General features: G+C 73.3%; 10 protein-coding genes and 1 pseudogene. 8 read left to right on the forward strand and 3 right to left on the reverse strand.

The window, feature by feature from the left end; genetic code table 11:
- A pseudogene (locus tag ACWJ6R_RS23365) lies at positions 1-309 on the forward strand (glutamate-1-semialdehyde 2,1-aminomutase); the annotation flags it as partial.
- Positions 310-345: 36 nt separating this feature from the next.
- Here ACWJ6R_RS23365 and ACWJ6R_RS23370 read toward each other — a convergent pair.
- From ACWJ6R_RS23370 to ACWJ6R_RS23380, 3 genes are all read right to left on the reverse strand, one after another.
- Positions 346-951, reverse strand: coding sequence for a Uma2 family endonuclease (locus tag ACWJ6R_RS23370; RefSeq protein ID WP_449064279.1), 606 nt, complete (start codon positions 949-951; stop codon positions 346-348).
- A gap of 105 nt (positions 952-1,056) precedes the next feature.
- Positions 1,057-2,265: a S8 family serine peptidase gene (locus ACWJ6R_RS23375; protein ID WP_449064288.1), complete on the reverse strand. Its 1,209-nt coding sequence runs from the start codon at positions 2,263-2,265 to the stop codon at positions 1,057-1,059.
- A complete protein-coding gene (locus tag ACWJ6R_RS23380; RefSeq protein ID WP_449064280.1) occupies positions 2,163-2,978 on the reverse strand; it encodes a hypothetical protein in 816 nt (271 codons plus the stop codon). The genes ACWJ6R_RS23375 and ACWJ6R_RS23380 overlap by 103 nt, the downstream gene beginning before the upstream one ends.
- 186 nt (positions 2,979-3,164) lie before the next feature.
- Between ACWJ6R_RS23380 and ACWJ6R_RS23385 the strand changes: the two genes are divergently transcribed.
- From ACWJ6R_RS23385 to ccsB, 7 genes are all read left to right on the forward strand, one after another.
- Positions 3,165-4,076 (forward strand): LysR substrate-binding domain-containing protein, encoded by a 912-nt coding sequence (locus ACWJ6R_RS23385; RefSeq protein ID WP_449064281.1) that lies wholly within the window; start codon positions 3,165-3,167, stop codon positions 4,074-4,076.
- Between the two features lie 167 nt (positions 4,077-4,243).
- A complete protein-coding gene (locus ACWJ6R_RS23390) occupies positions 4,244-4,882 on the forward strand; it encodes a histidine phosphatase family protein (protein ID WP_449064282.1) in 639 nt (212 codons plus the stop codon).
- Positions 4,883-4,940: 58 nt separating this feature from the next.
- Positions 4,941-5,513 carry a TlpA family protein disulfide reductase gene (locus ACWJ6R_RS23395; protein ID WP_449064283.1) on the forward strand — a complete coding sequence of 191 codons (573 nt, stop codon included), beginning with the start codon at positions 4,941-4,943 and terminating at the stop codon, positions 5,511-5,513.
- 15 nt (positions 5,514-5,528) lie between these two features.
- Entirely contained in the window at positions 5,529-6,263 is a 735-nt protein-coding gene (locus ACWJ6R_RS23400; protein ID WP_449064284.1) for a cytochrome c biogenesis CcdA family protein, read from the forward strand.
- Positions 6,263-7,828 carry a cytochrome c biogenesis protein ResB gene (gene resB / locus ACWJ6R_RS23405; RefSeq protein WP_449064285.1) on the forward strand — a complete coding sequence of 522 codons (1,566 nt, stop codon included), beginning with the start codon at positions 6,263-6,265 and terminating at the stop codon, positions 7,826-7,828. The genes ACWJ6R_RS23400 and resB overlap by 1 nt, the downstream gene beginning before the upstream one ends.
- Positions 7,818-8,198, forward strand: a complete 381-nt coding sequence (locus tag ACWJ6R_RS23410; RefSeq protein WP_449064286.1) for a hypothetical protein — start codon at positions 7,818-7,820, stop codon at positions 8,196-8,198. Before resB ends, ACWJ6R_RS23410 begins: the two co-directional genes overlap by 11 nt.
- The gene (gene ccsB, locus ACWJ6R_RS23415; protein WP_449064287.1) at positions 8,165-8,884 is read left to right on the forward strand and encodes a c-type cytochrome biogenesis protein CcsB; all 720 of its coding nucleotides are present in this window, start codon (positions 8,165-8,167) and stop codon (positions 8,882-8,884) included. The genes ACWJ6R_RS23410 and ccsB overlap by 34 nt, the downstream gene beginning before the upstream one ends.
- The last annotated feature ends 168 nt before the right edge of the window (positions 8,885-9,052 follow it).

The raw sequence follows: 9,052 nt of genomic DNA on the forward strand, positions 1-9,052 counted from the left end.
GCGCTGGTCGTCGGCCGCGCGGCCGCCGACGCGCTGGCCGCCGCCGGAGTGCCGCACCGCCTCCAGCGGGCGGGCAGCCTGTTCTCGATCTTCTTCACCGACGAGCGGGTCGCCGACTTCGCCGGGGCGCAGCGGCAGAACACCGCCGCCTACCGGGCCTTCTTCCACGCCATGCTCGACCAGGGGGTCTACCTGCCGCCGTCGGCGTACGAGGCGTGGTTCCTGTCGGCCGCCCACGACGACGAGGCCCTCACCCGCATCGCCGAGGCCCTGCCCGTCGCCGCGAAGGCCGCCGCCCAGGCATCCTGACAGGGCGCCCGCGCGGATTCCACCCGAGTGCGGCTCCTATCGGGGAAGCCCGTCCAGGTCGATGTCGAGGGGGAAGGGGACCGGCACGGTCAGCCGGCCGTGGTGGATGCCGGTGAGGCCGTAGGCGCGGGTGGCCGGGTCGAGTTCGTAGGTGTAGACGACGGGCTTGCCGTCGCTGTTCTCGACCCGCCACAGGTGGGGGATCCCCGCCTCGGCGTAGCGGGCCGGCTTGGTCTTGCGGTCGCGCTCCTCCGACTCGGGCGAGACGACCTCGACGACGAGACGCACCTCGTCGGGGGTGTAGTACGTCCGATCGTCGTCGGCGGCGGCCTCCGCGTCGACGACGAGCACGTCCGGGCACGGCCGCATCCGGTAACCGAGTTTGACGTCCATCTGGTCCACCGCCGTGAGCTGCGCGGGAGCCCGGTCGCCGAGTGCTTCGGTGAGGCCGCGGATCATGCGCTGGTGGAAGCGCTTCTGGGGGGACATGAAGACGAGGGCTCCATCGATCAGTTCGACGTGCTTGAAGAAGTCGGGCTCGCCGTTCGGTCCCTCCGGCGGCAGACGATCGAGGTCGTCCGCCGTCCATCCCCACGGAGGCGGAGCCGGCCAGTAGTCGAGCGCGCTGGTCACGTCGCTCACCGTAACATCGTCTCCGTCACAGTGTGTGTTCATTCCGACCGCTTCCGTTGCCTTCTCCATGGTCCCCCTCCGCCCATTCTGGGGGAAGGGGTGCGCGCCGGAGGGCTACCGTACGGTGACGCTTCCCGAGGTCGCCGAGAGCAGGTCGGTGGCGGCGGGCACCACGACCCGGTACGTGCCGCGGGAGAGCCCGCCGACGGTGTAGGAGGCGGTGGAGGAGGCGACCACCACCTTCGCCATCCGCCACGCGCCGCGTGAGTAGCGCTGTACCGAGACCCGCTGCTTGCGCGGCTGGTAGACCCTGAAGGTCAGCTTCCGGCTCCCGCCCGCCACCGTCACCTTCGGCCGGGCGTTGATCCGCACGGTCCGGCTGGTGCTCGCCTTCGCGGTCGCCGTGCCGGTGAACCGCGCGTAGACGTAGGTGCTGGCGTCGACCCGCAGCGTCTTGGCGGCGGCGCCGTCGCGGACGGCCACGTTCGCGCACGTGTAGGTGCGGACGGTGACCCTGCGGGTGCACAGCTGGGCGGTGCCGGTGACCTTGGTGCCGTAGGACGTCCGCACGGTCGCGGTCGCCACGGCCGACTGCCCGGCGGTCAAGGTGGTGGAGACGCTCAGCCCGGTGGCGGTGCTCACCGCCGGAGGCGGCACGCTGCCGACGAGCGCGGCGTACGGCTGGACCAGGCCGGCGCCGTAGAGGGAGTCCCGGCCGGCCGAGCCGAGGTCGTAGGCGGTGCCGGTGAGGCGGGTGGTCGCCTCGGGACCCGACATCGCGGGGAACTTCGCCCGGATCAGCGCCACGGCGGCGGCGGCGTACGGCGAGGCCATCGAGGTGCCGTTCATGTACACGTACTCCCCGCCGGGGTAGGTGGAGGCGATGGAGACGCCGGGGGCGGCCACGTCGACGTAGGAACCGTACTGGGAGAATGCCGCGCGCACGTCGGTGCTGTCGGTGGCCGCGACCCCGATGACGCCGGGGAGGGCGGCCGGATAGCTCACCGGGTTGCCGCAGTTCCAGCCCGGCTCCGGATAGCGCACCTTCGCGCAGCTCTCGGCGGCGTTGCCGACGGCGGCGACCACGGCGATGTCCTTGGCGAGGGCGTAGTCGACCGCGGACTGGATCACCGGGTCGTGCGTCGGGCCGCCCAGGGACAGGTTGATGACGGTCGCGCCGTGGTCGGCGGCGTAGATGACGCCGGCGGCGATGTCGGAGTTCAAGCCGTATCCGTCGGCGTCCAGTACGCGGACCGGCAGGATCTTCGCGCCGTGCGCAAGACCGGCGACCCCGCGGCCGTTGCCCGCCTTCGCGGCGATGATGCCGGCGACGTGGGTGCCGTGCCCGTCCGGGTCGGAGCGCCCGTCGCCGCCGCCCGCGACCAGGTCGGTACCGGACAGGACCGCTCCGGCCAGGTCCGGGTGGACGCGTCCACACCGCTGTCGACGACGGCGACGATCTGGCCGGTGCCGGTCGCCGCCGTCCACGCGGTCTCCCCGTGCAGCCGGTTCAGCGCCCATTGCAGTTTGCGGTGGGTGTCGTTGACCTGGGCGGCCGCGCCGGAGACCGCGCCGGCGGCCTTGGCGGCCGGCGGATCCCCGGCGGTGACCGGACGGGGGGCGTCCGCGGCGGCGGACTTCGCGTCGATGACGACGGCGAGCACGTCGGGGACGGCGCGGGCGTCCCGCACCGCGTCGGCGGCCTCCGCCCGGTCCTCGGCGACGGTGACGTCGATCTCCGGCCGCCCTGCGGAGTCGGCGGTCAGGGTGACGACGCGGACCGGCCCGCGCTCGGGCGCGTCGGCGAGGACCTCCGAGACCGGGCCGGTCAGGCCGACGGGCTCGTCCGGCTTCCAATCCTCGGGGTCGGGTACGGCGTCGCCGGGCAGGGCGCTTTCGGCGGGTGCGGCGTGCACGGGCACGGCGCTCGCCGGTACGGCGGCCGGCCGGGCGTCCGCCGCGACGGGGGACGCGGTGAGGCCGACGGCCAGCGCGAGTGCGGCGATCGTGCCCAGGGCCTGGGTGGTGACTGGCATGGCGGGCCTCCGGGTCCGTCGGCGCGGTGCGCGGGCACGCCGGATCGGCCGGCGGGCGTGTTCACCTCCTCGGCCGCGGTCCGGAAGTCCTGCGAGATTTCCTGGCAAAGTTCTGATGAGCGGTGATACGGGCAGATCGTTCAGTCCGGGTGAGACCAATGGGAACCCATGATTTAGAATTCCTACATGTTGGACCTCAACCGGCTGAAGGCGCTGCACGCCGTGGCCGTGTACGGATCGGTGGGCGCGGCGGCCGAGGCGCTCATGGTGACCCCGTCGGCGGTCTCGCAGCAGCTCGCCAAGCTGGAGCGGGAGACCGGCGCGACCCTGCTGGAGCGGAACGGGCGCGGGGTGCGGCTCACCGACGCGGCCGGGCTCCTGGCCGACCACGCCGAGCGCATCCTCGCCCTGGTGGAGACCGCCGAGGCCGACTTCGAGGCGCTGCGCGGCGAGGTCGTGGGACGGCTGGGCATCGGGGCCTTCCCCACCGCGGCCCGCGGGCTGCTCCCGCAGGCGCTGGTCCGCCTGCGCGAGCGCCACCCCGACCTCACCCTCCGGCTGCACGAGCGCGAGCCCGAGCGGATGCTCCGTGAGGTGTCCCGGGGCGAGCTCGACCTGGCGGTGGTCCAGGATTGGATGAACCGGCCGCTGGCCGTACCCGACGGGCTGTCACGGGCCACGCTCCTCGACGACATCGCCGACGTGGTCGTGCCCGCCGGCCACCCGCTGGCCGGGCGCGCCGAGATCGAGCTGTCCGAGCTGTCCGGGGAGCGGTGGATCAGCGGCTCGCCCGGGACGGTCTGCCACGACTGGCTGGTCTACACGCTCCGCGCGGCGGAGCTGGAGCCGGAGATCACCTGCATGGCCGACGAGTACCCGACCCAGCTGGCGCTCACCGCGGTCGGGCAGGGCTGCGCGATCGTCCCCCGGCTCGGCCGTGATCTCCTGCCCCAGGGGGTCCGGGCCGTCCCGATCCGGCCGCGTCCCATCCGCCGGATCTACGCGGTCTGGCGCAGCGACGCCGCCCGCCGCCCGGCCATCCGCGCCGCCGTCGACGCGCTCAAGGCCGCCTCCGAAGGCCTGGGAGGAGCGGTGTGAACCGGGCCTCCACCGTGGGGCGGAGATGAACCGGGCCTTCAGTGCGGGACGGCGGTGGAGCACGGCTCCGCCGCGGGGCGGCGGGCGGGCCGTGCGCCCGACATCGGACGGCAAGGACGGATCCGTCCGTGCGATCCGTCCCTACCAGTGGGTAGGCTGGCGACACCATGGCTGAGACGACCGTCATCCACCTGCTGCGCCACGGCGAGGTGCACAACCCCGCCAACATCCTGTACGGCCGGCTGCCGGGCTACCATCTGTCGGAGAACGGCAGGCTGATGGCCGAGACGGCGGCCAAGTCGCTGGCCGGGCGCGACGTCGTCGCCCTGTTCTCCTCACCGATGGAGCGGGCCCAGGAGACCGCCGCCCCGCTCGCCGAGACCTTCGGCCTGGAGGTCGGGCTCGACGACCGGCTGATCGAGGCGGCGAACGCCTTCGAAGGCGTCTCCGTCGGCAACGGCGACGGCGTCTTCCGCAACCCCCGCTACTACCGCCACCTGTGGAATCCGCTCCGGCCCTCCTGGGGTGAGCGCTACAGCGAGGTGGTCGGCCGGATGCGGGAGGCGATCCTGGCCGCCCGCAGGGCGGCGCGGGGACACGAGGCGGTGCTGGTCAGCCACCAGCTCCCCATCTGGGTCATCCGGCTCGCCGCCGAGCGCAGGCCGCTCCCGCACGACCCGCGCCGCAGGCAGTGCGGGCTCGCCAGCGTCACCAGTTTCTGCTTCGAGGGCGACCGGCTGGCCAGCGTGGGATACGCCGAGCCGGCGGCCGCGCTCGTCAGACGCCCCACTGTGCCGGGCGCGTGACCCCGCCGGTAGAGTGGCTGCTCTACCGCTTGTAGTAGTACAGGGAGACCGTCCTTCGATGCGCGCCAGACCGCTCGCCGCCGCCCTGTTGCTCGCCGTCGCGGCGGCCGGATGCGCCGGAAGCCAGGCATCCCAGCCGCAGGCGGGCGACACCCGGTTCATCGCCGGAGACGGCAAGGTCACCGTCTTCGAGGCGGCCGGACGCAAGGCGGCCCCCGCGGTCGAGGGAACGACCCTGGACGGCGCCGCGGCCTCGCTCGCCGCGCACCGGGGCAAGGTCGTGGTGCTCAACTTCTGGGCCTCCTGGTGCGCGCCCTGCCGCGCCGAGGCCCCGGTCCTGGCGGACATCGCGGCCAAGACCAAGGCCGATGGCGTGGAGTTCCTCGGCGTCGACTTCAAGGACGACAAGGCCAGGGCGCTCGCCTTCGAGCGCACCGAGAAGCCCGGCTACCCGAGCATCTTCGACCAGCCGGGCAAGATCGCGCTCGCCTTCCAGGGCACGGTCCCCCCGGCCGCCATCCCGTCGACGCTGATCATCGACCGGCAGGGCCGGATCGCCGCCCGCGCCCTGGGCGCGGTCAAGTACAGCGACCTCCTCGCCGCCGTCACCAGGATCACCGATGAGAGATAACCCGGGACGCCCCCGGTGAACGCCGACCTGGCGAGCACGGTGGCGAGCGGCTCCCTGGCGCTGGCCCTGCCGATCGCGGTCGCCGCGGGACTGGTGTCGTTCCTGTCGCCGTGCGTGCTGCCGCTGGTCCCCGGCTACCTGTCCTACGTGACCGGGATGAGCTCCGACCCCCGGCGGGGCCGGATGACGCTGGGCATCGTGCTGTTCGTGCTCGGCTTCGCGGCCGTGTTCGTGGCCCAGGGCGCGCTCCTCGGCGGCCTGGGCGCGGCGCTGTTCGGCAACGCCGAGGGCATCACCCGGGTGCTCGGAGCACTGACGATCGTGCTCGGGCTCGCCTTCATGGGGCTGGTCCCGGGGCTGCAGCGCGAGGTCCGCGTCCACCGGCTCCCGGCCGCCGGGCTCGCCGGCGCGCCGCTGCTCGGCATGGTGTTCGGCCTCGGCTGGACCCCCTGCATCGGCCCCACGCTCGGGGTCGTGCTCACCCTCGGCGTGACCGAGGGCAGCGCGGGGCGCGGCGCGCTCCTCGCCTTCGGCTACGCGCTCGGCCTCGGCCTGCCGTTCGTGGCGGCCGGGCTGGCCTACCGCAGGGCGCTGCACACGTTCAAGGCGGTCCGCCGCCACTCGCAGCTGATCACACGGGTGGGCGGGGCCATGCTGGTCACCGTCGGCCTGCTGCTCGTCACCGGGCTCTGGGGGGAGCTCGTCGCGGCGATGCAGGTGTGGATCGGCGGATTCCAACCGGTGATCTGATGACCCTTACCGACGGCAGGCCCGGCGAGAAGGCCGAGTCCCGCCCCGCGGCGCTGGGCGCGGCGGGCTGGGCGCGCTGGTTCTGGCGCACCCTCACCTCGATGCGGACCGCGCTGATCCTGCTGTTCCTGTTCGCGCTGGCCTCGATCCCGGGGTCGATCTGGCCGCAGCGCGGCGTCTCGGACGCCAAGGTCGCGCAGTACTACGACGACAGCCCCGCGCTGGCCGAGTGGCTGGACCGGTTCTGGCTGTTCGACGTGTTCAAGGCGCCGTGGTTCGCGGCGATCTACCTGCTGCTGTTCGTCTCGCTGATCGGCTGCGTGCTCCCGCGCACCGCGGCCCACCTGCGCGAACTGCGCCGCAAGCCGCCCGCGGCGCCGCGCAACCTGGCCCGGCTTCCGCAGCACGCCGTACTCGATGGCGACCTGACCGTGCAGGAGGCGGCGCGGCGGCTGCGCGGGCTCCGGTTCCGGGTGGCCACCGGGCCGGACTGGGTCGCGGCGGAGAAGGGCTACCTGAAGGAGACCGGCAACCTGCTGTTCCACGTCGCGCTGCTCGGCCTGCTGCTCGCGGTCGGGGCCGGCGCGCTGTACGGCTACCGCGGCAACGTGCTGGTCGTGGAGGGCGACGGGTTCGCCAACACCGTCGCGGCCTACGACCGCTACATGCCCGGCCAGCAGGTGAACGCCGAGTCGCTGGAGCCGTTCTCGTTCACGGTGGAGGACTTCCAGGCCACCTACATCGCCCAGGGCGCCAAGCGGGGCCAGGCGCTGGACTACTCGGCGAGGCTCTCGGTGAGCGACGCGCCGGGGGCGCCGGAACGGGACTACGAGCTGAAGGTCAACGAGCCGCTCGACGTGAACGGCACCCTGACCTACCTGATCGACCACGGCTACGCGCCCACCTTCAAGATCACCGATGGTCAGGGGCAGGTCGCCTTCGAAGGGTCGGTGCCCTGCCTGGTCGTGCAGCCGGCGACGTTCACCTCCGAGTGCGTCATCAAGGTGCCCGACGCCCTGCCCGAGCAGCTCGGCCTCATGGTGGCCTTCCTGCCCACCACGGTCCCGGCCGAGGGCGGCGAGTGGGTGTCGGTCTTCCCCGGCGCCGCGAACCCGACCGCGCAGGTGTACGGTGCCTTCGCCGGTGACCTCGGCATGGGGGACGGCCGTCCCCAGTCGGTCTACGAGATCCCGCCGGAGATCCTCAAGAAGATGAAGCCGCTGGTCATGAAGGCCGACCCGCTGGCCGAGGGCGAGAAGCTCGAACTGCCGGGCGGGGCCGGCACGATCGAGTTCACCGGCGTCAAGGAGTGGGTCGCCCTCCAGATCACCCACGACCCGGGCCGGCTGCCCGCGCTGCTGTCGGCGGCCCTGGCCACCGCGGCGCTGGTGTTCTCCCTGACCGTCCGCCGCCGGCGCGTGTGGGTGCGGATCGGGACCGGGGACGGGCCCGCCGAGGCGGGCGGTCTCACCCGCACCGAAGGCGGTGACTTCGGCGAGGAGTTCGCCGGGATCGTCGCCGCCCTGAATCAAGGCTCTACCCCTGGAGTGAAGGATGCCCGCTGAGGTCGATCCCGGTCTCGCCGCGCTGAGCGATCAGCTCGTCCTGGTGGCGGTGGTGTGCTACGCCGTCGCGATGATCGGTTACGCGCTGGATCTCGCCTTCGCCCGGAGCGCGGCGGTCCCCCCGTCCGAGGCGGAGGCGGAACCCGTGCTCGCCGCGGCCGGCGTTCCCGCGGACGCCGGGAAGGCCGTCGCGGCGCCTCCGGGACCGGTCGAGGGGGCGCGGAGGGCGGCGCCGCGGCCGAGGCGGACACGGGGAACACGGGGGACGCGGGGGAGGCCGTCGCGGACTCCGGTACGGCGGGCGGGAGCGGCGCGGAGCAGGCCCCGCCCGGCTGGGTGCTCCGGGCCGGTCCGGCCGCGGTCGCGCTGAGCTGGCTCGGTCTCGTCCTGAACGCCGGGGCCCTGCTCACCCGGGGCCTGGCCGCGGACCGGTGGCCCTGGGGCAACATGTACGAGTTCGTGGTCGCCATGTGCCTGGCGGCCATGGGCGCGTTCCTGCTGATGCAGCTGCGCTACCCGGTCCGCTTCCTGGGCGCCTTCGTCACCGCGGCCTCGGCCCTCGGGCTGGGCTTCGCCGTGCACTCCCTGCACGTGGACGCCGCCCCCGCGATGGTCGCGCTGAACTCCTACTGGATCGCCATCCACGTCTCGGCCGCGATCATCGCCAGCGGCCTGTTCATCGTGGCCGGGGCCTGCGGCGTCATCTTCATGATCCGGCACGAGGCCGCCGACCACCTGCCGTCCCGGCAGGAGCTGGAGCGGGTCGCGCACCGGGCCATTGTGATCGGCTTCCCGATCTGGACCTTCGCCGTCATCGCCGGCGCGCTCTGGGCGGACAAGGCCTGGGGCCGCTACTGGGGCTGGGACCCCAAGGAGATCTGGGCGTTCATCACCTGGATCGTCTACGCCGGTTACCTGCACGCCCGGGCGACCGCCGGCTGGAAGGGCAGGGCGGCAATGATCGTGCAGCTGGTCGCCTTCGCCTGCCTGCTCTTCAACCTCATCGGGGTGAACATCTTCATCGGCGGCCTGCACTCCTACGCCGAGGTGCCCTGACGGCCGGCGTCCGCCGTACGGCCTCGGACCGGGCGGCCGGCTCCGCCGTGCGGTCGCCGGCCGTACGGTCAGTCCTCGTCGCGCAGGCGCCGGTCGAGGTCGCGCAGGAAGTCGGGGTCGTCGTCGGGGCGCGGGGGGCCTGCTGTCCCGGCTGCTGACCGCGGAGGC

Source organism: Planomonospora algeriensis (assembly GCF_977012225.1).

Bases quoted from the DNA above. Each gene is read 5' to 3' on its own strand.
- ACWJ6R_RS23410 (WP_449064286.1), top strand. From the start codon at position 7,818: ATGCCCGCTGAGGTCGATCCCGGTCTCGCCGCGCTGAGCGATCAGCTC.
- ACWJ6R_RS23390 (WP_449064282.1), top strand. From the start codon at position 4,244: ATGGCTGAGACGACCGTCATCCACCTGCTGCGCCACGGCGAGGTGCAC.
- ACWJ6R_RS23385 (WP_449064281.1), top strand. From the start codon at position 3,165: ATGTTGGACCTCAACCGGCTGAAGGCGCTGCACGCCGTGGCCGTGTAC.
- resB (WP_449064285.1), top strand. From the start codon at position 6,263: ATGACCCTTACCGACGGCAGGCCCGGCGAGAAGGCCGAGTCCCGCCCC.
- ACWJ6R_RS23380 (WP_449064280.1), bottom strand. From the start codon at position 2,978: ATGCCAGTCACCACCCAGGCCCTGGGCACGATCGCCGCACTCGCGCTG.
- ACWJ6R_RS23395 (WP_449064283.1), top strand. From the start codon at position 4,941: ATGCGCGCCAGACCGCTCGCCGCCGCCCTGTTGCTCGCCGTCGCGGCG.